Here is a 25,808-nt window from a genome sequence, read left to right on the forward strand (position 1 = left end):
GCACCAGCCAAATCCCAACGATAAAGGCCGCGCCGTTTCCGCCGCGGCCGATCTTTATGACGAGGACTGCTCAGTTAAGCGCAGCCTCGGTCACGTCGCTTGTCCATGCCCCTTCAGGCTCTTCGCTGATGACCGGATCGGATCCGCCGGCCAGGAGCGTGTCGACCGTCCGCTGGTAGGCATCCGGGTCGAGTGCCCCTGTCGACCCTTCTACGAGCTTTGCGATCTCGCCCATCATGTTCTTCTGATGGCTCTCGGACTGGGCACCTGTCTGGTCGTAATCGAGCACGATCTCGGCCGCCTCTTCCGGGCTCGCGATCGCCGTCTCCCATCCGCGCATCGACGCGCGCACGAAGCGGACCATCTTGTCCTTGAAAGCGGGGTCCTCGAGGTTCTCCTCAAGAACGTAGATCCCGTCTTCCAACGTTGCGACGCCCTGATCTTCGTATCGGAAAGTGACCAGCTCGTCCTCGCTGACCCCGGCATCAAGGACCTGCAGGTACTCGTTGTAGGTCATGGTCGAGATGCAGTCGGCCTGCCGCTGCAGCAAAGGGTCGACGTTGAATCCCTGCTTCAGGACGGTCACGCCGTCATCCCCACCCTCGGTCGGGATGCCCTCCTGGCTCATCCAGCTCAGGAACGGGTATTCGTTGCCGAAGAACCAAACGCCGATGGTCTTGCCGCGAAAATCCTGCGGGCCGGTGATCCCGGTATCCCGCCAGCAGGTCAGCATCAGCCCCGAGCGCACGAACGGCTGGGCGATGTTCACGACCGGCAAGCCCTTCTCCCGCGCAGCCAAAGCAGAGGGCATCCAGTTCAGCATTACGTCAGCCCCGCCACCGGCCAGAACCTGCGGCGGCGCGATGTCTGGGCCGCCCGGAAGGATCGTGACGTCGAGACCCTCTTCTTCGTAATAGCCGTTCTCCAGTGCCACGTAATAACCCGCGAACTGGGCCTGGGTAACCCATTGCAGCTGCAGGCGCACCTCGTCCTGTGCCTGCGCAGCTCCGCCGAACCCCAGCAGGACAGCGGCAGTCGTCATCAGTTTCTTCATCGTCTTTCTACTCCCCGTTCATGCACGCGACCGTTGCGACGGATGCCAGAAGGTAACCGCCCGCTCAATCAGCGCGACCGCTCCATAGAAGGCCGATCCGGCCAGCGCGGCAACGACAATCTCGGCCCAAACCATGTCGAGCGCCAGTTGGCCGACCGAGATCGAGATGCGGAAGCCCATGCCGACCGTCGGCGAGCCGAAAAATTCAGCGACAATGGCGCCGATCAGGGCAAGGGTGGTGGCGATCTTCAAACCATTGAAAACGAAGGGCATCGCGGCGGGCAGGCGCAGCTTCAGAAGGCCCTGCCCCCACGACGCCCCATAGGTGCGCATCAGGTCGCGCTGCATGGCCGAGGCCTCGCGCAGGCCTGCGACGGTGTTCACGAGAACCGGGAAGAAGACCATGACCACGACGACCGCCGCCTTCGATTCCCAATCGAACCCGTACCAGGCGACGAGGATCGGCGCGGTGCCGACGATGGGCAGGGCGGCGATGAAATTGCCGACGGGCAGCAGGCCCCGGCGAAGGAAATCGCTCCGGTCGACCAGCACTGCCGTCAGGATCGCGGCGGTGCAGCCGATCACATAGCCGGACAACGCGCCCTTTACGAAGGTCTGGACAAAGTCGGCCCAGAGCGTTGGGATCTCCTGCGCGATGGTCGCCGCGATCACGGTCGGCGCAGGCAGGATGACCAGCGGCACCTCAAGGCCCCGGACCAGCAGTTCCCAGACGACCAGCAACGTCAGGCCAAAGATCGCAGGCACCGCAAAGCGCGTGGCCGGATGATCTGCCAACGGCCCCGTCGACAGCCAGACATTCAGCCACCAGGCGGCGCCCCAAATCGTGAAAGCCAACAGAACAAGGATCATTGCAGTCCCATCCGACGCAGCACCGTCCGCTGGATCAGCCCGATCAGCCCGACCAGAAGCGCCGCACAGACGGCGGCCGCAAACAGCGCCGACCAGATCATGATCGTCTGCCCGTAATAGCTCCCCGACAGCATCCGCGCGCCAAACCCGCCCTGCGCGCCCGTCGGCAATTCGCCTACGATGGCACCGACCAGCGCCGCCGCGATCGCGATCTTGAGCGACGTGAAGAGATAGGGCAGCGAGGCCGGCAGACGCAGGTTCCAGAAAACCTGCGCGCGGCTGGCGCTCCATGTCCGCATGAGGTCCAGCTGCATGGCATCCGGGCTGCGCAGGCCCTTCACCATACCGACGACGACGGGAAAGAAGCTCAGATAGGCCGAGATGATCGCCTTCGGCACCAGCCCCGTCAGCCCGATTGAGGCCAGCACCACGATGATCATCGGCGCGATGGCAAGGATCGGGATGGTCTGGGAGGCGATCGCCCAGGGCATCACGCTCATATCCATCGCCCGGTTGTGGACGATCCCGACCGCCAGCAGCAGCCCCAGCCCCGTCCCAATGGCAAAGCCGAGCAGCGTGGCGGAAAGCGTGATCCAGCCATGATAGACAAGGCTCCGCTTCGACGTGACGCGCTTGTCGACCGTGCTGTCCCACAGCTCCGCCGCCATCTGATGCGGTGCCGGCAGCCGTGGCCGCTCTTGCGCGTAGGTCGCGGGGATCGCCTGCGGGTTCAGCCAGAGAAGCCTCAGCCCCCCGGTCTGCCGCCGCTCCGCCGCCTCCTCGGGCAGAACAGTCTCGCCTGCCCGATCCAGATCCGTCAGGGCCGTTTGAATATTCATTGGCGGGACAGCCGCATACCAGATCGCGAAGATCGCCGCGACGACCGTCAGGACGGGCAGCGCCCCGCCCAGAACCCGGCGCAGCGCGACCGCCCCCGACCGCCCGATCCCGGCCCCCGGCGCGGAAAGCGGCGCGTCGGTCAAATCTCGTGCCCCGCCCGCAACCCCTCGCGCACCCGATGGGCGATCTCAATGAATTCCGCGCTGTCGCGGATATCCAGTGGGCGCTCCTTCGGCAGCGAGCTTTCGATGACGTCCGTGATGCGGCCGGGGCGGGGGCTCATCACCACGATTTTGGTCGACAGGAACACCGCCTCGGGGATGGAGTGCGTCACGAACGCGATCGTCTTGCCGGTGCGCCCCCAGAGCCCCAAAAGCTCCTCGTTCAGCCGGTCCCGCACGATCTCATCAAGCGCTCCGAAGGGTTCATCCATCAGCAGGATATCCGCATCGAAAGCCAGCGCCCGCGCGATCGACGCGCGCTGCTGCATCCCGCCCGACAGCTGCCAAGGATATTTGCCGCCGAACCCCTCCAGATCGACGAGCGACAGAACCCGCTCGACCCGCTCCTGCCGCTCAGCCTTGGGAAATCCCATGATCTCAAGCGGCAGCTGGACATTCCCCGCGATCGTCCGCCACGGATAGAGCCCCGCCGCCTGGAACACATATCCATACGCCCGCGCCTGGCGCGCCGCATCCGGGCTCATCCCGTTGACCGTCAGCGTCCCGCCGGTCGGCGTCTCGAGCCCCGCGATGCACCGCAGGAACGTCGTCTTGCCGCAGCCCGACGGACCAATGAAGGAAACGAACTCGCCCTTCTCGATCTCCAGATCGACGTTCCGCAGCGCATGAACCGGCCCGTCGTTGGTCTGAAACGTCAGATCAAGCGCTTTGGCCTCGACAACCGCCGATGCCGCGTCCCGGCCTTGCGCCGGGACTTCGCGTTCCGAAGGGGCGCCGTCCGCCAAGCCTCAGATCCCCGCCGGGATGTTCATCGGGTCGCGCTTCACCTGCTTTGGCGCCGTCAGCTCTTTCCACTGGCTCAGCGCCTTGGCCGCAGACGAAAACGCCGGGCGCGGCACGAACCGGCCTCGGCCCGGCTGTGGTTGAGAGTTCTTGCCCCACGACCAGATGACCTCTCCCCGGCTGAGCGTATGGCGTGCCTGGGCCGTCACCTCCCAACCCTCGAAGACGTTGTAATCCAACACCGAATGGTGGGTCGTAGGCGAGATCGTCTTCGACAACTTCGGATCCCACACGACGATATCCGCGTCTGCCCCTTCGACCAGCGCGCCCTTCTTCGGGTAGATGTTCAGGATCTTCGCCACGTTGGTCGATGTGACGGCCACGAACTCCTCCGGCGTCAGACGGCCCGTCTCGACCCCCTTCGTCCAGAGCACCGCCAGCCGCTCTTCGATCCCGTTCGAGCCGTTGGGGATCTTTGTGAAGTCATCCACGCCCATCCGCTTCTGCTCGGTCGTGAAGGCGGCGTGATCGGTCGCCACCACCTGCAGCGACCCAGCCTGTAGCCCAGCCCAGAGCGAGTCCTGATGGTCCTTCGACCGGAATGGCGGCGACATCACGCGACGGGCTGCATGATCCCAATCCTTGTTGAAATACTCGCTCTCATCCAGCGTCAGAAACTGGATCAGCGGCTCGCCATAGACCCGCATCCCCTTCTGCCGCGCGCGCCGGATCGCCTCATGCGCCTGCTCGCAGGATACGTGAACGATATAAAGCGGCGTCCCCGCCGCATCTGCGATGGTGATGGCCCTGTTCGCGGCCTCCCCTTCGAATTCCGGCGGGCGCGAATAGGCGTGGCCTTCCGGCCCAGTAATGCCCTTGGCGAGCATATCGGCCTGCATGTCGGCCACCAGATCGCCGTTCTCCGCATGGACCATGGGCAGCGCACCCAGCTCTCGGCAGCGCTTGAAAGAGGCGAACATCTCGTCGTCCTCGACCATCAGCGCGCCCTTGTAGGCCATGAAATGCTTGAACGAGTTGACGCCCATATCGACGGCGTCCTTCATCTCGGTAAAGATCGTCTCGTTCCAGCCGGTGATCGCCATGTGATAGCCGATGTCGGAGCAGATCTGCGGCGCCGACTTCCGGTGCCACTCGTTGATCGCATTCTTGATCGACCCATCCTCACCCGGCAGACAGAAATCGACGAGCATCGTTGTGCCACCGGTCGCCGCCGCCCAGGTGCCGCTCTCGAAGGTCTCGGCGGCGGTCGTGCCCATGAATGGCATTTCCAGATGCGTATGCGGATCGATCCCGCCGGGGATGACATAGGCGCCCTCGGCATCGATCACCTCGTCGCCTTTCAGGTTCTCGCCGATCTGCTTGATCGTCTCGCCTTCGATCAGGACGTCGGCTTTCCACTGCCGATCCGCGGTGAGGACGGTGCCGCCCTTGATGACTTTGGTCATTGTTGACTCCAGTAGTCGTAGAATGCTTGAGGTTCTCGCCGCTTGATACGGCCACCCATACTCCCCCAAGACCAATTCCCACCGATCCGGAACGGTCCTGGGACTAGAAATGCGTCGAATTCAAGATAGTACCTGAGGGCTATTGATACCGGTGGCTTCTCTTCGGGTAGCAGTCCCTCCAAAGACTGCTGAACATCAGAGACCTCCTCCGAGGTGAAGAACACGTCGTACGCTTGTCCCTCAAAAAAAATGCTTTCCTTTTCTTCCGCATCCAAGGGAGAGAAATCTTCCACGACGTCGTCCGCAATCTCGCCCTTCTCCCAGCGATACCAGAACAGGTATTCGTCAGGAGAGCGAGACGACAGAAGATCTGGTTCAGCGCAAACTGAGCACAGGTCTATTTTGCGTTTTTGGCCTGTAGATGGTTTGCGGCTCACTCCACAATCTCCGCCGTCTCGACCACTGCGTGGAAGAGCACATTGGCCCCTGCTTCCGCCCAGTCGGGAGAGATCTCCTCGGCCTCGTTGTGGCTTAGCCCGTCGACGCAGGGGCACATGACCATGGCCGTGGGCGCGACGCGGTTGATCCAGCAGGCGTCGTGGCCCGCGCCCGAGATGATGTCGCGGTGGGAATAGCCCAGCCGCTCTGCCGCCTCCCGGATGGCCGTCACGCAGCCCGCGTCGAACTCCACCGGGTCGAACCCGCCGACCTTCTCGAACTCCACCGACAGCCCCACCGCATCGCAGATCGCCTGCGCCTCTTTGCGCAGGCGCGCCTCCATATCCTCGATGACGGCCAACTCGGGTGAGCGGAAATCGACGGTGAAGACCGTCTTGCCCGGGATCACGTTGCGGGAATTCGGGTAGACGTCGATATGCCCCGCCGCGCCGACCGCATGGGGCGCGTGGCTCAGCGCGATCTCGTTCACCTTCTCCAGGATCCGGGCCATGGCGAGGCCCGCATCCTTGCGCATCGGCATGGGGGTAGAGCCCGTGTGGCTGTCCTTCCCCGTCACCGTCACCTGCGTCCACGACAGCCCCTGCCCGTGGGTGACGACGCCGATCTGCTTGTCCTCAGCCTCCAGGATCGGACCCTGTTCGATATGCAGCTCGAAGAAGGCGTGCATCTTGCGCGCGCCGACCTCTTCCTCGCCGCGCCAGCCGATCCGATCGAGCTCATCGCCAAAGCGCTTGCCCGCCGCATCCTCGCGATCCTCGGCCCAATCCTGCGTGTGAACGCCCGCGAAGACGCCCGAGGCCAGCATGGCGGGGGCAAACCGCGTGCCTTCCTCGTTCGTCCAGTTGGTGACGACGATGGGATGCTTGGTCTTGATGTCGAGGTCGTTGAGCGAGCGGAGGATCTCAAGCCCCCCAAGAACCCCCAGCACCCCGTCATACTTCCCGCCCGTCGGCTGCGTGTCGAGGTGAGAGCCCACATAGACCGGCAGAGCGTCGGGGTCCGTCCCCGGCCGCTCGGCGAACATGTTACCGATGCCATCGACCCCCATCGTGCAGCCCGCCGCCTCGCACCAGCCTTGGAAAAGCGCGCGGCCTTCCGCATCCGCATCGGTCAGGGTCTGGCGGTTGTTTCCGCCCGCGACGCCGGGGCCGATCTTGGCCATCTCCATCAGACTGTCCCACAGGCGTTGGCCGTTGATCTTCAGGTTTTCGCCGGGGGCGGGCATGGAAGGGCTCCTTCGGAAATGATCCTTGTCACGCTAACGATGGCCTTCGGGCAGTCAAGCCGAGGGCCGCCTTTCTGAAGGCAAACGCTCAAAGGATGGGCGAGATGATTATTCCGCCGCCTGCGCCGCCGGATTGTTGGGATGGGTCGTCCAGTTGGCGTAGTCCGGCTCCACCACCTTGCCGGTGCGGGGATCGACGGCGCCGGGGGCAAGTTCCTCCATCGTGATGCAGTTCTCGACCGGGCAGACATCGACGCAGAGGTTGCAGGCGACGCATTCCTCGTCGATCACCTCGAAGACGCGCCCCGGTTGGATCGCGATCGCCTGGTGCGAAGTATCCTCGCAGGCCGCATAGCAGCGGCCGCACTTGATGCAGGCATCCTGATCGATCCGCGCCTTGGTGACGTAATTGAGGTTCAGGTATTGCCAGTCCGTCACGTTCGGAACCGCACGCCCGACAAGATCCACAAGACCCATCTCTTTCTCATCCAGATAGCGCGACAGGCCCTCCGTCATCTCTTCGATGATCTTGAAGCCATATGTCATCGCCGCCGTGCAGACCTGCACGTTGCCGGCCCCCAGGGCCATGAACTCCGCCGCATCGCGCCAGGTCGTCACCCCGCCGATGCCCGAGATCGGCAGGCCATGGGTCTCCGGATGACGCGCGATTTCCGAAACCATCGACAGCGCAATCGGCTTCACCGCGGGCCCACAATACCCCCCATGGGACCCCTTGCCGTCGATTGTCGGCTCAGGCGCCATCGTGTCGAGGTCGACGGCAGTGATCGAGTTGATCGTATTGATCAGGCTGACCGCATCCGCCCCGCCGCGCTTGGCCGCCGCGGCGGGCTTACGGATATCGGTGATGTTCGGCGTCAGCTTCACGATCACCGGCATCCGGGTGTTTTCCTTGCACCACCGCGTGACCATCTCGATGTATTCCGGCACTTGCCCCACGGCAGATCCCATGCCGCGCTCGCTCATCCCGTGCGGGCAGCCGAAGTTCAGCTCGATCCCATCAGCCTCGGTCTCTTCCACCCGCGGCAAGATCGCCTTCCAGGCGGCCTCCTCGCAAGGCACCATCAGCGACACGACCATCGCCCGGTCGGGGAAATCCCGCTTGACCGTCTTGATCTCGCGCAGGTTCACCTCAAGCGGACGGTCGGTGATCAGCTCGATATTGTTCAGCCCCAGCACCCGCCGGTCCGCTCCGTAGATCACCCCGTAGCGCGGCCCGTTTACGTTCACGACCGGCGGCCCCTCGGCCCCCAGCGTCTTCCAGACGACCCCACCCCACCCGGCCTCGAACGCCCGGCGGACATTGTATTCCTTGTCGGTCGGCGGCGCTGAGGCCAGCCAGAAGGGGTTGGGGCTCTTGATGCCTACGAAGTCGCTTGTCAGGTCAGCCATTGGGGGCTCCTCTTGGTCTGGCTCAGGCGCCGCGCTAGGGCAGCGCCTGCGGCTTAATGAATATCATCTCCATCGGAATGGTCCGGCCCGCCTCTACGTTGGCGAGGTAGTTCTTGAGCTTCTCCGACGCGGTGTCGCCCATCAGAAGATGAATGCCCACGGGCGGCGGCCCTTCGGCGGCGATCTTGCGGAAGACGCGCGCGAAGTAATCAATGGCGAACTGGTGGCGGTCGCGTTCTGTGACCGGGTGCAGGCCGGCGGCATGTGCGGCACGGCGATAGACGTCCGGCGCATCAACGTTCGAGGTCTCGGGCATCCCTGCCCATGGCAGCGGATACGTCAGGTCCTCGGGATTCTCGCCCCGCATCACGTCAAACAAGGCGAAGTGCCCGCCGGGCTTTAGAACACGCGCCGCCTCCGAAAAAAGTGGCGCCTTGTCGGGCAGGTTCATCCCCACATGGAACATCGTCACGAGGTCGACCTGCCCGTCCTCGACCGGCAATTCCGTGGCCGAGCCCTCATGCAGGTCGATCCCCTCATCAAGGCCCAGTCGATGGTTGATCGCCCGGCCCGTCTCGACGAATTCCGGCGTCAGGTCGACGCCGGTCACGTGCGCGCCGTAGCGGTGCAGGATGTGCCGCGCCGTGCCCCCCAGCCCGCAGCCGACATCCAGCACCTGCATCCCGGGCTCGATCGTCAGCTGATCGAGCAGCGCGGTCGTCGCCTCGATCCCGCCGGTATGGAATTCGTCCACCGGTTTGAGGTCGTCGATGGTCGGGTGGTCCGGGTCGACCCCGGCCTTACGCAGCGCGTCGTCAATACGGGCCAGCAAATCCTCGGACCCGTAATGCCGCGCGACGGTCTGTTCGAGCGTCATGGCAGCCTCCCTCATGTCAAAGGATGCCATCAGCATAGCACAACGGGGCCTCTTTCCGCAGGGTTGCCGCGCATCAGGCGGCCTCCTGATAGTCGGGGCAGAAATAGGCGGTGCGGCCGCCGACTGTCTTCTTGGTGATGGTGCCGCCGCAGCGGGGGCAGTCGGCCCCCTCCTCCCGGTTATGGATCAGCCAGTCGCCGGGCAGCTTTCCGTAATCGGCGTTGACGTCCAGCACCCCCTGCAACGACGCGCGCATCTCCTTGTAAAGCGTCGCGATCCGGTCCGAGCCCAGCTCGGTCCCCTTCACCTCCGGCCCGATCCCGGCGCGGTAAAGCGCCTCGTCCGCCCAGAGGTTACCGACGCCCGCCAGCTTCTTCTGGTCCAGCAGCGCCGATTTCACCGTCCCGCGAGAGCCGCCGATGCGGTCGGCGAACATGTTGTCCCCGATCTCCATCGCGTCCGGCCCCAGATCCTTGTTCGCGATCCAGTCATGGGGATCGTCGATCACCCGCATCCAGCCGAACTTGCGCGGGTTATAGTAGATCAGCCGCCGGTCGCCTTCGAACCGGATGATGAAATGGGCATAATCCGGCAGATCCCGCGGCGCATCGAAGGTCTTGAGCGACCCCGTCATGCCCAGATGCACCGCGATCCACGGCCCAGACTTTGACCCGGCGAATATGTGCTTTCCGTGCCGGTGCGTTTCCGTGAACTGATGCCCTTTCAGCCGATCCCGGTCCTGCGGCCCCGGAAGCTCCAGATGGATCGTGTTATGCTCCTCGAACCCCTCGATCGTCCGGTTCAGCGCTCCCGCCTCCACCGCCTTCCGGCTCGCCTCGCATTCGGGAAGTTCAGGCATGCGATGTCTCCGCCGCATAGTCCTTCATCAGTTCTGGAAACTCGCTGTCAGGCGGGAAACCCGAATAGCTTCGCCCGGCAGGCAAGGTAACCCACGCCAGCTTTTCCGCTGTCGCGGTCTCCAAGAAGGGTGTGAACCAGGTCAGGTCCTCAAAAACAGATGCGCGGACGTTCACGATCTCGTCCATTCCGGTGAAGCGGGTAAAGAGCCAGGCAAGGCAATGGGCGCAGTGATGATGCCGCTGCTCCGGGCCGTGAAGCCCGCCGATCACAGTCTGACCCTCCACGGCCATCGCCTCGGAGAGGAACAGGGCCGACAGCGAGAACGCACTGGCCGTCATCTTCTGACATCCACGACAATGACAAGCCGAGGTCATCAGCGGCGCTGCGCTAGCCTGCAGCGTGACCCGCTCACAGCGGCAGGTGCCGGTCAAGGGGAGGGCCGGGAGTGTCACCCGGCCAGCGCTGCGTGAATGCTCTCCGCCGCGTCGCGCCCTTCCGCGACGGCCGTCACCGTCAGATCGTCGCCCCCCGCGGCACAATCCCCCCCGGCCCAGACACCGTCGAGAGACGTGCGGCCATCGGCATCCACGGCGATCTTGTTCCCGTCGAGCCTCAGCCCGTCGGGCGCCCCGTCCAGCCGCTGGCCGATAGCGCGGAAGACCTGATCGGCGGGCAGGCGCGTGGTCTCTCCCGTCGGCGCCAGCCCATCCTCGCCCTGCACCGTGTATTCCAGCTCGATCTCGCGCACCGCGCTGTTGCCGTGGATCGCCTTGGGCTGGACATTGAACATCAGCCGCACGCCCTTGGACGCCGCCAGATCCTGCTCGTATCGGCTGGCGGACATGGACCCGCGGTCGCGCCTATACGCGATCGTCACGCTTTCGGCGCCCAAAAGCTTCGACTGAACCGCCGCATCGACCGCCGTCATCCCGCCGCCGATCACCACGACATGGCGGCCCACCGGTAGCGCGGTCAGGTCATCGGCCTGCCGTAGTTCGGCGATGAAATCGACCGCGTCGCGCGTGCCGTCCTTGTCCTCGCCCTCCGCCCGCAGCGCATTGACCCCGCCAAGACCGATGCCGAGGAAGACCGCATCGAACTCGTCCCGCAACGCATCAAGGCTGATCTGATCGCCCAGCCGCTGGCCGGTCTTCAACTCGATCCCGCCGATCTGCATAAGCCAATCGACCTCGGCCTGGGCAAAATCGTCCGGCGTCTTGTAGGCGGCGATCCCGTATTCGTTCAGCCCGCCGGGCTGCGGCTTGCCATCGTAAAGCACCACGTCATGCCCATGCATCGCCAGCCTGTGCGCACAGGCCAGACCCGCAGGCCCCGCGCCCACCACGGCCACCCGCTTGCCGGTCAAGGCGGCACGGCTGAACGGATGCACCCCCGCCGCCATCAGCGTATCGGTCGCATAGCGCTGCAACCGCCCGATCTCCACCGGCTTGCCTTCCGCTGCCTCGCGCACGCATGCTTCTTCGCACAGCTGCTCGGTCGGACAGACCCGCGCGCACATGCCGCCAAGGATGTTCGCCTTAAGGATCGTCTCCGCCGCATTCTCGGAATGCCCCGCCTGGATCTGGCGGATGAAGAGCGGGATATCGATCTCTGTCGGGCAGGCCGCGATGCAGGGGGCGTCATAGCAAAAGTAACAGCGATCCGCTGCCACGGCCGCTTCATGCGGCGCAAAGGGCGGATGCAGGTCGGAAAAGTTCTGGGCGGCGTCTTCGGGCGTGATGCGGCCTGGGGCGATACCTGGGGCGCGGGCGGTCATGTCGTCTCCTTCTTTGGAAAGGAAAGACTGGCACAGCCGCCAGAATGTGCAAATGGTAAATATCGGGCAGAACTGAAACGGAGACGACGATGCCGAAAGCCTACTGGATCGCCCATGTGACAGTCACCGATCCCGACCCTTACGCGCTCTACGCCGAAGGCGCGACCGAAGCGTTCCGCCAGTTCGGCGCCAAGGTCCTCGCCCGCGGCGGTCGGATCGAGGGGCTTGAGGGCGAAGCGCGCCCGCGCAACGTCGTGATCGAATTCCCCGACATGGACACCGCGCTCGCCTGCTACAATTCTGATGCGTATCAGTCCGCCAAGGCGCACCGCGAAGGCGCCGGCGACGCGCAGATCATGATCCTCGAAGGGGTCTAGACCCGCGCCAGCCACCCCTGATACCTGACGATCAGGCCCCCCGTGACCGGCGCATAAAGCGCCACGTCAAAGCGGAATGTCCCTTCCATCACCCGTTCCGAGGCGACGCTCCGCGGCAGCAGGAACCCGGGCAGCGGGACAAGGCCGTAAAGCTGCCCGCCACTCACCGGCCAGTCCAGGCCCTCTTCCGTCGCCGTCAGCGGGATGTCGAAGGTCAACGGCCCGAAGCGTTCGCTCAGATGATCATTGCGCCGCGACAGATGAGAGCGGAAAGAGCGATCGCCGAAGGTTCGGATCCAGGTCTCTCCGGTTGCGCCCGGCAGCTTCATCACGGTCACCGCGACATCCTCGCTTGCTGGCGGAAAGCCGACGACCGCCGCAATCAGCCGCGACACCGCGCCCGACCCGCGCGTGACCGTCGCACGACCCGAAAACAGGCGCGGTGCCGGAACCGAATGGCTCTCGGCAACCACTTCCGGAATCCGGTCGATATCCTTCCCCAGAACGCTCGGGATCAGCGAAACAGGCGCACGCTCCGTGACCTCCGTCCGCACCTGCAGATCCGACATCGCGTCGAGATAGTCGTCCAGCGGATGCACTGCCAGCGCTGGCCCCGCCACAGGGGGCAGCCGCCCCGGCGCGCGCAAGGCCGCGCGGATCGGAACCGCCGGAATGAACGGCCCCTCCCCGGCTTCGGCCAGCAGGCCGAATTCTCGGGTGATGAACGCATCCTCTTTCCGGCCCGTGACCGTAACACTCATACCGCCCCGGTCCGTCCCGAACGGCGCCAGCGCCTTTGCCACAACCATCAACCCGTCGAAGACCCAGCGCGGCAGGCGCAGCGGGCCAAGACGCGACAGGACCGCAAGGAAGCGGTTCATGACCGACAGCTCCAGCCCCGCCCGGAACGTCACACTCCGCGCCTTGAAGAACCCCGGAAACAGCACCTGATCGGGCACCGGGACCATCCAGCCCTCGCGGCGTATCCCACCGGGAAGCCTGTACCCCTTCGGACGGCTCCACCCGCGCAGCGTGACCCCGGCACCGTCGATCCGGCTCTCGAACGGTCGCCCGACCCGATCTAGAATGCTCTCGAACACCGCCCGTCCCCGCGGCGCCCGGTTGCCGGGCAGAATCGCGCTCTCGATCGCGTCGACAGCGTCCATCGGTTCCGCCAGATACGCCGCAGCGGCAGAGGTCAGCGCAGGCGTGCTCGACATCCCCGACAGGACGCAGACGCCGCGCGCCACAGCATCGTCATTCAAGCGACTGATCCCGCTGCAAAACTCTGGATCGTCCGACAGATCCAGATAATGGATCCCCGCCGCGATGCAGGCCTCCGCGACGGAAAAGCCCTCTTCCACCCGAAACGGTCCCGCCGCATCGACCAGAACCTCGACGCCCAGACCGTCGAGCGGCGAAAGATCCGGGCTCCTGTGCAGAACGATGGCCTCCGCGCCCAGCCGCGCCGCCACGGCACGTGCGCGGGACAGGTTCCGCCCCGCGATCCAGACGTCATGTCCATCACGCACCAGAAGCTCGGCCAGGCGGCTGCCAAAGACACCGGCTCCTCCGAGGATCACGACTTTCATCACCCAGATCTTTCCCAATAGATCAATACGTTAAATGAGAATTCTCACCTGCCTGTTTTCCGGACCTCGAATTGATCCTTCGCTCTCTTTCGGAACGCGGCCTGTCGGCCAACCCGACGCGCTCCCTTGCGCCCCGCCCAAAGCTGTGGTCGCCTCTGAGAAACTGTTTCCACCGAGAGACATAAAGATGAAAGCCCTTTTCGCCCTTCTCCTGACCGGGTCCGCCGCCTTCGCCGACCCCGCCATCCGCCCGGCCGACATGATCCGCTTTGACCAGCGCGACGCCAATCTGGGCGCCGCCCTCCGGATCGCCTTCGCCGCCGGCGCCGCGCAGGATACCGCGCTCCTGACCGAGGCTCTGTCCGGCCTGCCAAACCAGATCGCCCCCGAGGGCGATTGGAACTGCCGGATCCTCAAGCTCGGCGGCTTGCTGTCACTGACGACATATCCCAATTTCCGGTGCCGCTTCACGCGGACCGGTCCGAATGCCTGGCGCATCGAAAAGCTCACCGGATCGCAAAGGTTCGTGGGCGATGTCCATGGCGGCGACGGCGAAGCGATCTTTCTCGGCGTCGGCCATGTGGGCGATGCACCCGCGACCGACTATGCCGGCCTGCCGCCCGGCGATCAAACCCCGGTCGAGCCGAACCAGACCACAGCCGAGATCGGCGTCTTCGAACAGATGGGGCCGACCCGCGCGCGCCTCCTGCTGCCCGACCCGATCCTCGAAAGCGATTTCGATATCGTCTACTTTACGCGGTAGAGTGGCCTAAGGCAGCGATACACCGTGGACAGAGGACAGAAACGCCCGGATCCGCTCCGGATCCTTCTTGCCCGGCGCGCTTTCCACCCCCGAGGATACATCCAGCTGCCGCGCCCCCGTCAGCCGTGCCGCCTCCGCCGCGTTCTCGGGCGTCAGCCCGCCCGCCAGCATCCATGGCACCGCCCAGCGCCGGCCGCTTAAAAGCGCCCAATCGAAGGCGAGCCCATTTCCGCCAGGCAAGGCCGCGCCCTCTGGCGGTTTGGCATCGATCAGAAGCAGATCGGCGACCGTCGAATAGGTGTCGATACCGGACAGATCCGCAGCGTCCCGCACCCCGACCGCCTTCATCACCGGCAGTCCTGTCCGGTTGGAAACCGCTGTCACCCGCTCCGGGCTCTCCGCCCCGTGCAGTTGCACCATGTCAAGCGGCACCGCCTCCAGAACCTCGTCCAGCAGATCGTCAGACGGATCTACGAACAGACCCACCTTCGCCACCCCTGGCGGGATCTCCGCCGCCAGCAAGGTTGCCTCGGACGGTGCGACATGGCGTGGCGATTTGGGAAAGAACACGAAGCCGATATAGGCCGCCCCACCCCCGACAGCCGCAGCCACGTCGCCGGGATCGGTCAGCCCGCAGATCTTCACCCGAATGTCGGAGCTGGTCACCGGCCCGCCTGCCGTTCCTCTAGGAGCGCCAGAACCTCGTCCTGGCCTTCGTGCTTCTCCTCGCGCATCCGGCTCATCTCCGCTTCGAGGCGGTTCACTTCCTTCTTGCGCTGGCGCATCTCCACGCGGTGCTTGTGCTCCCGTAGCCATTCCCACAGGAATCCGATCAGCACGCCCACAGCGACCCCGGCAAGAATGACGACGAAAAGCGGCAGCGTGATGCTGGCCGATATGCCCAGAATCCCCGCGACCACATCGGGCATCGCCTGAACCTCGACTAAGTCGCGGTTAGCAAGTGCCACCGCCGCGAGGCAGATCGCGAGCAGACCGAGTATCGCGTATTTGAGCGTTCTCACCCGCTCACCCCTCCTTGCCGTTCAGCCGGTCGCGCAACAACTTGCCGGCCTTGAAGAACGGCACGTGCTTCTCTTCCACCTGAACGGCTTCACCCGTCCGCGGGTTCCGGCCTTGGCGTGCCTCACGCCGCTTCACGGAAAATGCGCCAAAGCCCCTAAGTTCCACCCGATCGCCATTGGCCATGGCGTTGGTGATCTCCTCGAAGATCGTATTCACGATCTTCTCGACGTCGCGCTGATAAAGGTGGGGGTTTTCGTCAGCAAGTTTCTGGATCAGTTCGGATCGGATCATTGGCCCCCCCGCGGCGACGGTGTCGTTCGAGATAACTCTTCTTATTCAACACACTATAGGGAAAAGAGTTGCCGCGGGAAACAGTGACAATGCCCTTTGCCGAGCGGAAACAGGGGCTGTCCACAGCCTTTTGCGCGCTTTCCCGCGACCCAACGGCACCTCGCCCACTACAAGCACCGATGCGGCAACGCAGCATCCGACCCGCGATTCGCGGGGTAAAGCGCCGGAAATAGCTCTGGCATTTTCTGCACAGACGTGGGCCCGACGCGCGTTGCGATCCAGTAGACGGAAGAATAGGCAATGCGATGGCCCAGCGGCTAGATTGAATGCGGGACAACGCGGCTTACAAGATGCCTTGAACCAGCTAGAGATTCATTGGCCACCAAACGAAAGCGGCCCCGCCAAAGCGGGGCCGCTTTACCAAATTGATCGATCCTATTCGTCCGAGGACTTCAGTGCCGCACCCAGGATATCGCCCAGCGAAGCCCCGGAATCGGAGGAGCCGTATTGTTGAACCGCTTCCTTCTCTTCCGCGATCTCGCGAGCCTTGATCGACAGGCTCAGACGGCGGGTTTTGCTATCGATATTCGTGACGCGCACGTCCACCTTGTCACCGACTTGGAACCGCTCCGGGCGCTGTTCGGCACGGTCGCGGGACAGGTCCGAGCGGCGAATGAAGGACTTCATGCCCTCATACTCCACCTCGATCCCGCCATCCTCGATCTTCGTGACCTCGACGGTCACGATCGAGCCGCGCTTCACGCCGTCCACGACGCCAGAGAAGCTGTCGTCCATCGCCTTGATGGACAGCGAGATCCGCTCTTTCTCGGTGTCCACCTCGGTGACTTTGGCCTGAACCATGTCGCCCTTTCGGTAGTCGCCAATCACGTCCTCGCCCCGGCCTTCCCAGGTCAAGTCGGACAGGTGAACCATCCCGTCGATATCCCCGTCTAGCCCGACGAAAAGACCGAATTCGGTGATGTTCTTGACCTCGCCTTCGACCTCGGTGCCCACCGGATGGGTTTCCGCAAAGACTTCCCACGGATTGCGCATGGTCTGCTTGAGGCCCAGGGACACCCGGCGCTTAGCCGCGTCGATCTCAAGCACCATGACGTCCACCTCCTGCGAGGTAGAGACGATCTTGCCCGGATGGACGTTCTTCTTGGTCCAGGACATCTCGGAGACGTGGACGAGGCCCTCGACACCCGGCTCCAGCTCCACAAACGCACCGTAATCGGTGATGTTCGTTACCCGGCCCTGATGGGTCGACCCCAGCGCGTACTTGGCGGCAACCACATCCCAGGGATCCTCCTGAAGCTGCTTCATGCCCAGGCTGATACGATGGGTTTCCTTGTTGATCTTGATGACCTGCACCTTGATCGTCTCACCGATCGAGACGATCTCGGACGGGTGGTTGACCCGGCGCCATGCCATATCGGTCACGTGCAGCAGGCCATCGACACCGCCGAGATCGACGAACGCGCCGTATTCGGTGATGTTCTTGACCACGCCGTCGACCGCCTGGCCTTCGGTGAGGTTGCCGATGACCTCGGCGCGCTGTTCCGCACGGCTCTCTTCCAGGATTGCGCGGCGCGAGACGACGATGTTGCCCCGGCGGCGGTCCATCTTGAGGATCTGGAACGGCTGCTTGAGGCCCATGAGCGGGCCGGCATCGCGCACGGGGCGCACGTCAACCTGGCTGCCGGGCAGGAACGCGACGGCACCACCTAGATCGACGGTGAACCCGCCCTTCACGCGGCCAAAGATCGCACCTTCGACGCGCTCTTCCTTGGCATAGGCCTTTTCCAGACGGTCCCAGGCTTCTTCCCGCCGCGCCATTTCGCGGCTGATAACGGCTTCGCCGCGGGCGTTCTCGACCTGACGGAGATAGACCTCGACCTCATCGCCCACATCGATCTTGGGCGCCTCGCCGGGTTCCGCAAATTCCTTGAGTTCGACGCGGCCTTCCATCTTGTAGCCGACATCGATGATGGCCTGTCCTGCCTCGACGGCGATGACCCGGCCTTTGACAACGGACCCTTCGTCGGGCGTGTCGATTTCGAAGCTTTCGTTCAGGAGGGCTTCGAATTCCTCCATGGATGCGTTTTGCGCCATGTGGCTTCTGGTTTCCTTTATCGTGTTTTGACTGGCCGCGCGGTTGTCTCCGCCGGTCTTGCAGTGGATTGGCCGAAGCAATGTCGGGATACGCAAAAACGAAGGGTCGGCGATCACCGACCCCTGCCTCGAACATCCGTCTGCGGCTGTCCCGCCGCTTCGACGGCGTGTGAGATAGCGGCAAAGCCCCGCATGTGCAAGGCCTGCTTTGCCGAGACAGGGCGTCAGATCACGTCGAGCGCGTCCTGCACGGCGGCGAAATAGGCGCCGACCTGCCGTCCATCTACCAAAGCATGATGGACCTCGATCGTCATCGCCATATCCCAGCGCCTATCCACATGGACGAACTTCCCCCAATTGATCCGCGGGACGCAATCGTCCGGGCCCGGCATCGCGTTGTTGATCGAGCTGTAGTCGAGCCACGGCATGCAGGACAGATAGGCGACGCCCAGCCCCCCGGTATTCGCGTTCAGGGCATCCTGCCTGCGTGCCCGATCGATCAGGTCTGCCGCCATCGCATCGAACGCGACGAAATCCGGCTGCCAGGACACATAGGCATAGCGGAACGTTCCGTCCTCTCGCGGCACCGTCATCGACAGATCCAGTCGGTCGAACGCGTAGACCTCATCCCCCTCGAACCGCATGCAAAGCTCCGGCACCGCATGCAAACCGGCACCGATCGCATAAAGACACGCGCGGTAGGCATTCATGCCTTCCGCCTTGCGCTCTGCTAGAAGCCGGGTGACGTCGATCCGCGCCGTCGTCGCGTAATGCGGCCGCTCGAAGCCGCGGAAAAAGCGGAACTGATCCGTCCGCTCCCAGCTGTCCAGATCGATTTTCCGCATCGGCTACCTCTTGTCGAGCGCGGCCGAGACCTCTTTCTCCGCACGCGCGACCGCCGTCTCGATATCCATTTCGGAGGTATCCAGAACAACGGCATCCTCCGCCGCTCGCATCGGCGCATCGGCCCGCTCTGTATCCCGCCGGTCGCGTGCGGCGACATCGGCAAGGACGGAGGGATAATCGGTGTCGATCCCCTTCTCGGACAGTTCCTTGAACCGCCGCTCGGCGCGCACCTCCGCGCTGGCAGTGACAAACAGTTTCACCTCGGCCTCTGGGCAGATCACCGTGCCGATGTCCCGCCCGTCCAGCACCGCACCACCCTCGCGCCGGGCGAAGTCACGCTGGAAATCGACCAAAGCCTGCCGCACCGCCCCGATCGCGGCCACGCGCGACGCCGCCTGCGCCACCTCCGGCGTCCGCAGATCTTCCCGCTCCAGATCCGACGGATCGAGCGCGTTGGCCGCCGCCACCGCGTCCTGCCCCTGCAACTCCAATGCCCCGACCGCCCTGTAGAGCAGCCCGGTATCGAGATGCGCGAAGCCGAACCTTTCCGCCAGACGGCGAGAGATCGTCCCTTTCCCTGCCGCCGCAGGCCCGTCAATGGCAATGGTGAAAATCACTGCTCGATCCTCCGGAACACCTCATAAGTCCCGTCCTCCGCGCCGTCCGAAAAGTCCCGCATCCGCTGCATCGTCATGAGCGCCCCATCCGACGAGGATCTATTGCGGCACATAGGTCGTCAGCTCCGGATCGCTTCCCTGCGCCTGCCGCTCGCTTTCGGCGATCTCGTAATAGTCCCCCTTGTCCGCGCAGAAGATATGCCCCGCCAGCGTCACCCCTGTCTCTCCATCCAGCGTTCCCGCGAAGATCGACATGTTCGCTCCGCCGCCATCCCAGAACAGCTGGCTTCCGCAGATACCGCAGAACCCGCGCCGGGCAGTTTCCGATGACTGATACCAGACCGGGTCGCCCGTCACCGCGATGCTTTCCCGCAGGGCGGAGGTCGCCGCCACATAGTGGCCCGAGGTCTTGCGGCATTGGGTGCAATGGCACGCGACAACCGGTCGGAGCGGGCCGTCAACGGAATATGTCACCGCCCCGCAGAGACATCCGCCCGTCATGCATTGGCCCTCACGAATTGCGCGCCGAGCCCCGTCATCAGCGGCTCGAACACCGGAAAGGATGTGGCGATCGGCCCGGCATCGTCGACGCTCATCCCCTTCTGCGCCCCCAGACCGAGGATCAGGAACGACATCGCGATGCGATGATCGAGCCGCGCCTCGGCCCGCGCCCCGCCCGGCACGCCGCCGGGGCCGCGTCCCTGAACTGACCACCAATCCTCGCCTTCCTCGACCGTCACGCCCGCCGCGCGCAGCCCCTTCGCCATCGCGTCGATCCGGTCGCTTTCCTTCACGCGCAGCTCTTTCACGCCCCGCATCATCGTCTCGCCCCCGGCAAAGGACGCGACCACCGACAGGATGGGATATTCGTCGATCATCGATGCCGCCCGCTCCGGCGGCACCTCGATCCCCTTCATGTCTGGGGAAAACCGCGCCCGCAGGTCCGCCACCGGCTCTCCCGCCTCCTCGCGCTCGTTTTCATAGGTCAGATCCGCCCCCATCTCGCGCAGCGTCTCATAAAGGCCTGCCCGCGTCGGGTTCAGCCCGATCCCGGGCACCAGCACGTCCGACCCGTCCGTGATTAGCGCCGCGCAGACCGGAAACGCGGCGGAAGACGGGTCCCGCGGCACAACAATCTCCTGTGGAGTCAGCTCGGGCTGGCCGGTCAACGTGATAACCGAATGCGCCCCCTCCCGCTCGACCGAGACCTCTGCCCCGAACTGCGTCAGCATCCGTTCCGTATGATCCCGCGTCGCCTCTGTCTCGCGGACGACCGTCTGCCCCGGCGCGTTCAACCCGGCGAGCAGCACGGCGGATTTCACCTGCGCCGACGGCACCGACAGCGTGTGATCCACCGGCACCGGATCCGCCGCCCCAACCAGCGTCAGCGGCAATCGACCACCCGCGCGCCCATACGCTTGCGTGCCGAACCCTTCCAGCGGGCCCGTCACCCGCCCCATCGGGCGGCTGTTCAACGACGCATCCCCGGTGAATGTCGCGGCGATCGGCGTTGTCGCCATCGCCCCCATGATCAGCCGCACACCGGTGCCGGAATTGCCGCAATCGATCACTTGCTCCGGCTCGGCGAACCCGCCGACGCCCACGCCGTAGACCCGCCACATCCCGTCATCATCGCGCGTCACCTCCGCACCGAACGCCCGCATCGCGGCGGCGGTATCCAGAACGTCCTGACCTTCCAGCAGACCCGTCACGCGGGTCTCTCCCACGGCCATCGCCCCAAGGATCAGAGACCGGTGCGAGATCGACTTGTCGCCCGGCACGTCCGCCACACCGGAAAGACCCCGGCTTGGCCGGGCGGTCATCGGTCGGGGGGCACCGTGTGAGGACATGAGATCTCCGCGAAAGTCGTGTCCGCCTCGCTTAGACCAGCGGCGCGGGAGGGTCCACCGCTTCGGAACGCGCGCATGCGAAACGGACAGATGCCTCCGGCGGAGGTATTTACGGCAAGATGAGGAGGGGATGTCAGGCCGTCCTAATGAACGTCAGATAATGCGGCACTCGCCCCTCGCGCAGGGCCTTCTGCTCGTAACGGGTCGACAGCCAGTCGTCCCACGCCTCGCGCCAGTCGGTGGCGCGTTCGGCCGTCCAGACGAACCCGACCTTCGGCACTTCCTCGAGCGTCTGGCGCACATAGTCCGGGATGTCCGTCGCCACCCGCAGCTCCGCGCCCGGTGCCATCACTCTGGCGAGCGGCTCCAAGTGCTCGGGCGTCACGAAGCGCCGGCGGTGATGACGCGCCTTGGGCCACGGGTCGGGATAGAGAAGGAACGCTTTCTTCACCGACCCGTCCGGCAGCACATCCATCAGATCTCGCGCATCACCCGCATGAATTGCGACGTTGTCGAGCTTTGTCCGCCGCAACTTGCCGAGGCAGGAGGCAACCCCGTTCAGATACGGCTCGCACCCGATGATCGCGACTTCTGGGTGGGCTGCTGCCTGATGCACCAGATGCTCTCCCGATCCGAACCCGATTTCGAGCCAGACCGGCTTGCCGCCGAACAACTCCGCAAGATCGAGTGGCACGCGGTCGGGGTTCTCCTCCCAGCCGACTGGTCCCGGCGATAGCCGCCCCAGATCCTCACGCAGGTACCGCTCGTGCGAAGACTTCAGCGCCTTGCCCCGGATGCGTCCATAGAAGTTGCGCCAAGGCGCATCCTGCATCCTAGACAGCCTTCTGAAGCGCCCCTGTCAGGTCGGTACGCTCCCACGAAAAGCCGCCATCATTGTCGGGCGTCCGCCCGAAATGGCCATAGGCCGCCGTCCGTTCGTAAATCGGACGGGCCAGCGACAGGTGATCGCGGATCCCGCTCGGCGTGAGATCCATCACCTCGGCCACGGCGCGCTCTATTTCGGCGGGCGGCACTTCGGACGTGCCGTAGGTGTCAGCATAGATCGACAGCGGCTTCGCCACGCCGATTGCGTAGGACAGCTGGATCAGACAGCGTTCAGCCAGCCCCGCGGCGACAACGTTCTTCGCCAGATAGCGCGCCGCATAGGCGGCCGACCGGTCCACCTTCGTCGGATCCTTGCCGGAAAACGCGCCGCCCCCGTGCGGCGCGGCCCCACCATAGGTGTCGACGATGATCTTGCGGCCCGTCAGCCCGGCATCCCCGTCCGGGCCCCCGATCACGAAGGTGCCGGTCGGGTTGACCCACCATTCGGTGTTCTCGGTCAGCCAGCCATCCGGCAGCACTTCCCGAATGAACGGCTCCACGATCTCGCGGATATCGTCCGAGGTCTGATCGGCGCTCTCATGCTGTGTGGAAAGGACAAGCTGCGTCACCTCCACCGGCTGGCCGTTCTCGTAGCGCAGGGAGATCTGGCTTTTGGCATCGGGCCGCAGGGACGGTGCCTCGCCTGACTTTCGCGCCTCGGCCAGCCGCCGAAGGATCGCGTGGGAATAGAGGATCGGCGCCGGCATCAACGCCTCGGTCTCGGTCGTCGCGTAGCCGAACATGATCCCCTGATCGCCCGCCCCCTCGCGGTTGACCCCCTGGGCGATGTGCGCCGACTGCTCGTGCAGGAAGTTCGACACCTCGCAGGTCGCATGATGGAATTCGTCCTGCTCGTAGCCGATATCCTTGATGCAGGCGCGCACGATATCTTCCACCCGCTCCATCTGGCGGGCCAGGTTCGCCTTATCCGACAGGCCGATCTCGCCCCCAATCACCACGCGGTTCGTGGTTGCGAAGGTCTCGCAGGCCACCCGCGCCAGCGGTTCCTCCCGGATCAGGGCATCAAGGATCGCGTCCGAAATCCGGTCGCAGACCTTGTCTGGGTGACCTTCCGAGACGGATTCGGAGGTGAAGATATAATTCTGACGCGTCATGGGATTGCTCCGGTAGGATGCTGCCCGTTCCGTCAGGAAGCCGTTGGAACGGTGAATGGATTGACGTGGCCTACGCGCCCTCAGAGGCCGGGTCAATCCGATTTCGCTGCATCCGCAACATTCCCGCAACGGCAAGCGTCAGAAGCATCAGCAGCAGCGCCGGAACGTCGCCTGTCCGCGCATAGAGCGTCGGCGGAAGCTCAGGCGGCAAGGCGGCGTCGACGCCCCCGGCTTCTCCCAGTTCCAACGAGGCTGTCATCCGCCCCTTGCCGTCGATCATCGCCGAGACACCCGTCTGCGCGACGCGCACCATCGGCACCCCCTGCTCGATCGCCCGCGCCCGGCCTTGGACGAGATGCTGATAGGGGCCGGAAAAATTGCCGAACCAGGCATCGTTCGTGATCAACACCATCAGCCGCGGCCGGGGGCCCTCGGCCACTTGGGCCGGAAAGATCCCCTCATAGCAGATCAGCGGCAGGATCGGACCGATGCCGGGGATGTCGATCAGCGCCCGCTCGGTCCCGTGGGCAAAACCCGCCCCGACATTCGAGGCGATGGCGGCGATCCCGATCCGCCTGAGAAGCGCATCGAACGGCAGATACTCCCCGAACGGGACGAGGTGGTTCTTGTCATAAACCGCCTCAACCATGCCCTCCTCGCCCAGCGCGACGAGGCTGTTGTAATAGCGTCCGTCCTCGAAGCGCTGGATGCCCGCGATGACGGACCCGCCACGCGCCAGCTCCGCCATCGTCACGAAAAGCGGTCCCGCTTCATCCACCAGATAAGGGATCGCCGCTTCCGACCAGATCGTGAGGTCCGCCGCGGGTCCCGCTCCAGTTGCATCGAGCTGCACGTTCAGAAAGCGGCTGATATTCTCCGGCTTCCATTTCTCATTCTGTTGCGCGCCCGATTGCACCATCCGGATCACCGGTGCCCCCTCTTCAGTCGGCTCCGCCGGGCCTGGCGCCAGCGCGACGGCAGCAATGCCGGGCAACACGGCGAGCGAAAGTGGTGCACCAAGCCGCTCCCCGGTAATCAGCCAGCCCGCAATGCTGGCCGCCAGTGCCAGAGTGACCGCCGTCAACCCATGCGGCCCGATCCAAGCCAGCGCCTGCGAGAGTGGCGTCTCGATCCACACATAGGCGACCATCCCCCAGGGAAATCCAGTCAGGACGATCCCCCTCAGGTATTCGACAAGAACGATCGCTGCCACCAGCACGATCAGCCGCCACCAGACAGGATTCCCCAACCAGGCTGCAACCATTGCCGCCACGCCCCAGAATAGAGCGAGCCCGGCCGACAGGAAGGTGATACCAAAGGGCGCCATCCAACCGTGCTGGGCGACATCGACCAGGAACGGCTCTACGAGCCAGTTCATTCCGATTAGGAAATACCCGAAACCGAAAGCCCAGCCGGACCAGAAAGCAGGCCCACCCGCTTCGACCCGCGCAAGGATCCCGAAGGCGATGATCAGCGCCACGACGGTCAAGAACCATAGATCGAACGGTGCGTGCCCGAGAGCGGCGAGAGCGCCAAGACCAATCAGCGCCCCCAGCCGTGGCCGCCTATGGGCGCACGCCAAAGCCGCCATCCGCGTCTCGACCGGCCGACGCACGATGTCAGGCATCAGCCTGCTTGCCGGACAGCCGCACACGCAACCGCTTGATTCGGCGCGGATCGGCCTCCACGATCTCGAATTCTGGACCATCGGGATGCGGCACGACCTCTCCCCTCGCCGGCACATGCCCCGCGAGCATAAAGACAAGGCCGCCCAGCGTATCGACCTCTTCCTCATCGATCTCCTCGGACGAGGTCAGCGTCATCCCGATCTCCGCCTCGAACTCCTCAAGCGGTGTCTTTGCTTTCGCCATGTAGCAGCCGGGTGCCTCGCGGGTGAAATACACGCCTTCGGCAATGTCGTGCTCGTCCTCGATCTCGCCGATCACCTGCTCGATCAGGTCCTCGATCGTCACCAGCCCGTCGGTGCCGCCATATTCGTCGATCACCAGCGCCATATGCATCCGGTCGGCCTGCATCCGCGTCAGCAGCACCCCGATCGGCATCGACGGCGGAACGAACAGAAGCGGCCGCAGAGTCGCCCGCAGATCAAAGGTGTCGTTTGACCCGTTGAAGCCGTGCTTCAGTGCAAGGTCTTTCAGATGCGCGAACCCGATCGGGGTGTCGAGCGTCCCGTCAAAGACCGGAATACGCGTCAACCCGCTATCTCGAAATACCTCGACCAGTTCATCAAGTGTCGAGGTCAGCGGCACGGCTACGATATCTGCAGTCGGAACCGCGACATCCTCCACCCGCATGTCGCTGAGATTCGCAAGCCCGGGAAGCGGACTGCCCTGCGGCGCATCCCCGTCCGGATCGGTTTCGCCCTCGCCGATCAGCTTGCCAATGAACCGGCGCAAGACGCCCGGTTCCCCCGTTATGTCGTCCTGCTGCGCGCTCCGCGCCGCTGCAGACGACCCTTCTACGGAATCACTCATCTGTCCTTTCCACTCTGCGGCGCCGCGATCGGCAA

27 protein-coding genes and 1 riboswitch are annotated in these 25,808 nt (G+C 64.5%); of the genes, 2 read left to right on the plus strand and 25 right to left on the minus strand.

Going from position 1 to position 25,808, the window contains the following annotated elements; translation table 11 throughout:
* Nucleotides 1-70: 70 nt before the first annotated feature.
* The 12 genes from AADZ90_RS18805 to AADZ90_RS18860 form a co-directional block, all read right to left on the minus strand.
* On the minus strand, nt 71-1,054 hold the full coding sequence (locus AADZ90_RS18805) for an ABC transporter substrate-binding protein (protein WP_367311601.1): 984 nt from the start codon (nt 1,052-1,054) through the stop codon (nt 71-73).
* A gap of 18 nt (nt 1,055-1,072) precedes the next feature.
* Nucleotides 1,073-1,924, minus strand: a complete 852-nt coding sequence (locus AADZ90_RS18810; RefSeq protein ID WP_367311600.1) for an ABC transporter permease — start codon at nt 1,922-1,924, stop codon at nt 1,073-1,075.
* The gene (locus AADZ90_RS18815; RefSeq protein ID WP_367311758.1) at nt 1,921-2,835 is read right to left on the minus strand and encodes an ABC transporter permease; all 915 of its coding nucleotides are present in this window, start codon (nt 2,833-2,835) and stop codon (nt 1,921-1,923) included. Before AADZ90_RS18815 ends, AADZ90_RS18810 begins: the two co-directional genes overlap by 4 nt.
* A gap of 68 nt (nt 2,836-2,903) precedes the next feature.
* Nucleotides 2,904-3,644, minus strand: coding sequence for an ABC transporter ATP-binding protein (locus AADZ90_RS18820; protein ID WP_367311757.1), 741 nt, complete (start codon nt 3,642-3,644; stop codon nt 2,904-2,906).
* Between the two features lie 90 nt (nt 3,645-3,734).
* On the minus strand, nt 3,735-5,195 hold the full coding sequence (hydA, locus tag AADZ90_RS18825) for a dihydropyrimidinase (RefSeq protein ID WP_367311599.1): 1,461 nt from the start codon (nt 5,193-5,195) through the stop codon (nt 3,735-3,737).
* Nucleotides 5,192-5,632 carry a hypothetical protein gene (locus tag AADZ90_RS18830; RefSeq protein ID WP_367311598.1) on the minus strand — a complete coding sequence of 147 codons (441 nt, stop codon included), beginning with the start codon at nt 5,630-5,632 and terminating at the stop codon, nt 5,192-5,194. Before AADZ90_RS18830 ends, hydA begins: the two co-directional genes overlap by 4 nt.
* Nucleotides 5,629-6,879: a Zn-dependent hydrolase gene (locus AADZ90_RS18835; RefSeq protein WP_367311597.1), complete on the minus strand. Its 1,251-nt coding sequence runs from the start codon at nt 6,877-6,879 to the stop codon at nt 5,629-5,631. The genes AADZ90_RS18830 and AADZ90_RS18835 overlap by 4 nt, the downstream gene beginning before the upstream one ends.
* Before the next feature lie 108 nt (nt 6,880-6,987).
* Nucleotides 6,988-8,289 (minus strand): NAD-dependent dihydropyrimidine dehydrogenase subunit PreA, encoded by a 1,302-nt coding sequence (preA, locus tag AADZ90_RS18840; RefSeq protein WP_367311596.1) that lies wholly within the window; start codon nt 8,287-8,289, stop codon nt 6,988-6,990.
* A gap of 34 nt (nt 8,290-8,323) precedes the next feature.
* Nucleotides 8,324-9,166, minus strand: coding sequence for a class I SAM-dependent methyltransferase (locus tag AADZ90_RS18845; RefSeq protein ID WP_367311595.1), 843 nt, complete (start codon nt 9,164-9,166; stop codon nt 8,324-8,326).
* A gap of 73 nt (nt 9,167-9,239) precedes the next feature.
* On the minus strand, nt 9,240-10,025 hold the full coding sequence (locus AADZ90_RS18850; RefSeq protein ID WP_367311594.1) for an Fpg/Nei family DNA glycosylase: 786 nt from the start codon (nt 10,023-10,025) through the stop codon (nt 9,240-9,242).
* Complete coding sequence (locus AADZ90_RS18855) at nt 10,018-10,479, minus strand: GFA family protein (protein WP_490372068.1); 462 nt, start codon at nt 10,477-10,479, stop codon at nt 10,018-10,020. Before AADZ90_RS18855 ends, AADZ90_RS18850 begins: the two co-directional genes overlap by 8 nt.
* Entirely contained in the window at nt 10,476-11,804 is a 1,329-nt protein-coding gene (locus AADZ90_RS18860; protein ID WP_367311592.1) for an NAD(P)-dependent oxidoreductase, read from the minus strand. The genes AADZ90_RS18855 and AADZ90_RS18860 overlap by 4 nt, the downstream gene beginning before the upstream one ends.
* A gap of 89 nt (nt 11,805-11,893) precedes the next feature.
* Here AADZ90_RS18860 and AADZ90_RS18865 point away from each other — a divergent pair, with 89 nt between their 5' ends.
* A complete protein-coding gene (locus tag AADZ90_RS18865; RefSeq protein ID WP_367311591.1) occupies nt 11,894-12,181 on the plus strand; it encodes a DUF1330 domain-containing protein in 288 nt (95 codons plus the stop codon).
* Here AADZ90_RS18865 and AADZ90_RS18870 read toward each other — a convergent pair.
* The gene (locus AADZ90_RS18870) at nt 12,178-13,773 is read right to left on the minus strand and encodes a saccharopine dehydrogenase family protein (protein ID WP_367311590.1); all 1,596 of its coding nucleotides are present in this window, start codon (nt 13,771-13,773) and stop codon (nt 12,178-12,180) included. The two genes, AADZ90_RS18865 and AADZ90_RS18870, sit on opposite strands and share 4 nt — an antisense overlap.
* A gap of 187 nt (nt 13,774-13,960) precedes the next feature.
* On the opposite strand from AADZ90_RS18870, the gene AADZ90_RS18875 reads away from it, so the two are divergent.
* Entirely contained in the window at nt 13,961-14,536 is a 576-nt protein-coding gene (locus tag AADZ90_RS18875) for a DUF4893 domain-containing protein (protein WP_367311589.1), read from the plus strand.
* Nucleotides 14,537-14,542: 6 nt separating this feature from the next.
* On the opposite strand, the gene AADZ90_RS18880 is transcribed toward AADZ90_RS18875, so the two are convergent.
* The 12 genes from AADZ90_RS18880 to AADZ90_RS18935 all read right to left on the minus strand — a co-directional run bounded on the left by AADZ90_RS18880 (nt 14,543) and on the right by AADZ90_RS18935 (nt 25,773).
* Nucleotides 14,543-15,202 carry a phosphoribosylanthranilate isomerase gene (locus AADZ90_RS18880; RefSeq protein WP_367311588.1) on the minus strand — a complete coding sequence of 220 codons (660 nt, stop codon included), beginning with the start codon at nt 15,200-15,202 and terminating at the stop codon, nt 14,543-14,545.
* Complete coding sequence (locus tag AADZ90_RS18885; RefSeq protein WP_367311587.1) at nt 15,199-15,558, minus strand: lipopolysaccharide assembly protein LapA domain-containing protein; 360 nt, start codon at nt 15,556-15,558, stop codon at nt 15,199-15,201. Before AADZ90_RS18885 ends, AADZ90_RS18880 begins: the two co-directional genes overlap by 4 nt.
* A 4-nt stretch (nt 15,559-15,562) precedes the next feature.
* Nucleotides 15,563-15,850, minus strand: a complete 288-nt coding sequence (ihfB, locus tag AADZ90_RS18890; RefSeq protein WP_367311586.1) for an integration host factor subunit beta — start codon at nt 15,848-15,850, stop codon at nt 15,563-15,565.
* A gap of 435 nt (nt 15,851-16,285) precedes the next feature.
* A complete protein-coding gene (rpsA, locus tag AADZ90_RS18895; RefSeq protein WP_367311756.1) occupies nt 16,286-17,986 on the minus strand; it encodes a 30S ribosomal protein S1 in 1,701 nt (566 codons plus the stop codon).
* A 203-nt stretch (nt 17,987-18,189) separates the two neighbouring features.
* The gene (locus tag AADZ90_RS18900; RefSeq protein WP_367311585.1) at nt 18,190-18,810 is read right to left on the minus strand and encodes a CatA-like O-acetyltransferase; all 621 of its coding nucleotides are present in this window, start codon (nt 18,808-18,810) and stop codon (nt 18,190-18,192) included.
* 3 nt (nt 18,811-18,813) lie between these two features.
* Nucleotides 18,814-19,428 carry a (d)CMP kinase gene (locus AADZ90_RS18905; RefSeq protein ID WP_367311584.1) on the minus strand — a complete coding sequence of 205 codons (615 nt, stop codon included), beginning with the start codon at nt 19,426-19,428 and terminating at the stop codon, nt 18,814-18,816.
* A 99-nt stretch (nt 19,429-19,527) separates the two neighbouring features.
* Nucleotides 19,528-19,929 (minus strand): GFA family protein, encoded by a 402-nt coding sequence (locus AADZ90_RS18910; protein ID WP_367311583.1) that lies wholly within the window; start codon nt 19,927-19,929, stop codon nt 19,528-19,530.
* On the minus strand, nt 19,926-21,278 hold the full coding sequence (gene aroA / locus AADZ90_RS18915) for a 3-phosphoshikimate 1-carboxyvinyltransferase (protein ID WP_367311582.1): 1,353 nt from the start codon (nt 21,276-21,278) through the stop codon (nt 19,926-19,928). The genes AADZ90_RS18910 and aroA overlap by 4 nt, the downstream gene beginning before the upstream one ends.
* A 133-nt stretch (nt 21,279-21,411) precedes the next feature.
* Nucleotides 21,412-22,110, minus strand: a complete 699-nt coding sequence (gene trmB, locus AADZ90_RS18920) for a tRNA (guanosine(46)-N7)-methyltransferase TrmB (protein WP_367311581.1) — start codon at nt 22,108-22,110, stop codon at nt 21,412-21,414.
* A 1-nt stretch (nt 22,111) separates the two neighbouring features.
* The gene (gene metK, locus AADZ90_RS18925; RefSeq protein ID WP_367311580.1) at nt 22,112-23,278 is read right to left on the minus strand and encodes a methionine adenosyltransferase; all 1,167 of its coding nucleotides are present in this window, start codon (nt 23,276-23,278) and stop codon (nt 22,112-22,114) included.
* A 5-nt stretch (nt 23,279-23,283) separates the two neighbouring features.
* A riboswitch (SAM-SAH riboswitch) is annotated at nt 23,284-23,333 on the minus strand.
* A gap of 15 nt (nt 23,334-23,348) precedes the next feature.
* Nucleotides 23,349-24,905 carry an apolipoprotein N-acyltransferase gene (gene lnt / locus AADZ90_RS18930; RefSeq protein WP_367311579.1) on the minus strand — a complete coding sequence of 519 codons (1,557 nt, stop codon included), beginning with the start codon at nt 24,903-24,905 and terminating at the stop codon, nt 23,349-23,351.
* Nucleotides 24,898-25,773: a hemolysin family protein gene (locus tag AADZ90_RS18935; protein ID WP_367311578.1), complete on the minus strand. Its 876-nt coding sequence runs from the start codon at nt 25,771-25,773 to the stop codon at nt 24,898-24,900. The genes lnt and AADZ90_RS18935 overlap by 8 nt, the downstream gene beginning before the upstream one ends.
* Nucleotides 25,774-25,808 lie beyond the last annotated feature (35 nt).

Source organism: Aestuariibius violaceus (assembly GCF_040779325.2).
In the GTDB taxonomy this organism is placed as follows: domain Bacteria; phylum Pseudomonadota; class Alphaproteobacteria; order Rhodobacterales; family Rhodobacteraceae; genus Aestuariibius; species Aestuariibius violaceus.

Coding starts and splice junctions, on each gene's coding strand:
- AADZ90_RS18805 (WP_367311601.1), bottom strand. CDS start 1,054: ATGAAGAAACTGATGACGACTGCCGCTGTCCTGCTGGGGTTCGGCGGA.
- AADZ90_RS18810 (WP_367311600.1), bottom strand. CDS start 1,924: ATGATCCTTGTTCTGTTGGCTTTCACGATTTGGGGCGCCGCCTGGTGG.
- hydA (WP_367311599.1), bottom strand. CDS start 5,195: ATGACCAAAGTCATCAAGGGCGGCACCGTCCTCACCGCGGATCGGCAG.
- AADZ90_RS18835 (WP_367311597.1), bottom strand. CDS start 6,879: ATGCCCGCCCCCGGCGAAAACCTGAAGATCAACGGCCAACGCCTGTGG.
- preA (WP_367311596.1), bottom strand. CDS start 8,289: ATGGCTGACCTGACAAGCGACTTCGTAGGCATCAAGAGCCCCAACCCC.
- AADZ90_RS18845 (WP_367311595.1), bottom strand. CDS start 9,166: ATGACGCTCGAACAGACCGTCGCGCGGCATTACGGGTCCGAGGATTTG.
- AADZ90_RS18850 (WP_367311594.1), bottom strand. CDS start 10,025: ATGCCTGAACTTCCCGAATGCGAGGCGAGCCGGAAGGCGGTGGAGGCG.
- AADZ90_RS18860 (WP_367311592.1), bottom strand. CDS start 11,804: ATGACCGCCCGCGCCCCAGGTATCGCCCCAGGCCGCATCACGCCCGAA.
- AADZ90_RS18865 (WP_367311591.1), top strand. CDS start 11,894: ATGCCGAAAGCCTACTGGATCGCCCATGTGACAGTCACCGATCCCGAC.
- AADZ90_RS18870 (WP_367311590.1), bottom strand. CDS start 13,773: ATGAAAGTCGTGATCCTCGGAGGAGCCGGTGTCTTTGGCAGCCGCCTG.
- AADZ90_RS18875 (WP_367311589.1), top strand. CDS start 13,961: ATGAAAGCCCTTTTCGCCCTTCTCCTGACCGGGTCCGCCGCCTTCGCC.
- ihfB (WP_367311586.1), bottom strand. CDS start 15,850: ATGATCCGATCCGAACTGATCCAGAAACTTGCTGACGAAAACCCCCAC.
- AADZ90_RS18900 (WP_367311585.1), bottom strand. CDS start 18,810: ATGCGGAAAATCGATCTGGACAGCTGGGAGCGGACGGATCAGTTCCGC.
- AADZ90_RS18910 (WP_367311583.1), bottom strand. CDS start 19,929: ATGACGGGCGGATGTCTCTGCGGGGCGGTGACATATTCCGTTGACGGC.
- aroA (WP_367311582.1), bottom strand. CDS start 21,278: ATGTCCTCACACGGTGCCCCCCGACCGATGACCGCCCGGCCAAGCCGG.
- trmB (WP_367311581.1), bottom strand. CDS start 22,110: ATGCAGGATGCGCCTTGGCGCAACTTCTATGGACGCATCCGGGGCAAG.
- metK (WP_367311580.1), bottom strand. CDS start 23,278: ATGACGCGTCAGAATTATATCTTCACCTCCGAATCCGTCTCGGAAGGT.
- lnt (WP_367311579.1), bottom strand. CDS start 24,905: ATGCCTGACATCGTGCGTCGGCCGGTCGAGACGCGGATGGCGGCTTTG.
- AADZ90_RS18935 (WP_367311578.1), bottom strand. CDS start 25,773: ATGAGTGATTCCGTAGAAGGGTCGTCTGCAGCGGCGCGGAGCGCGCAG.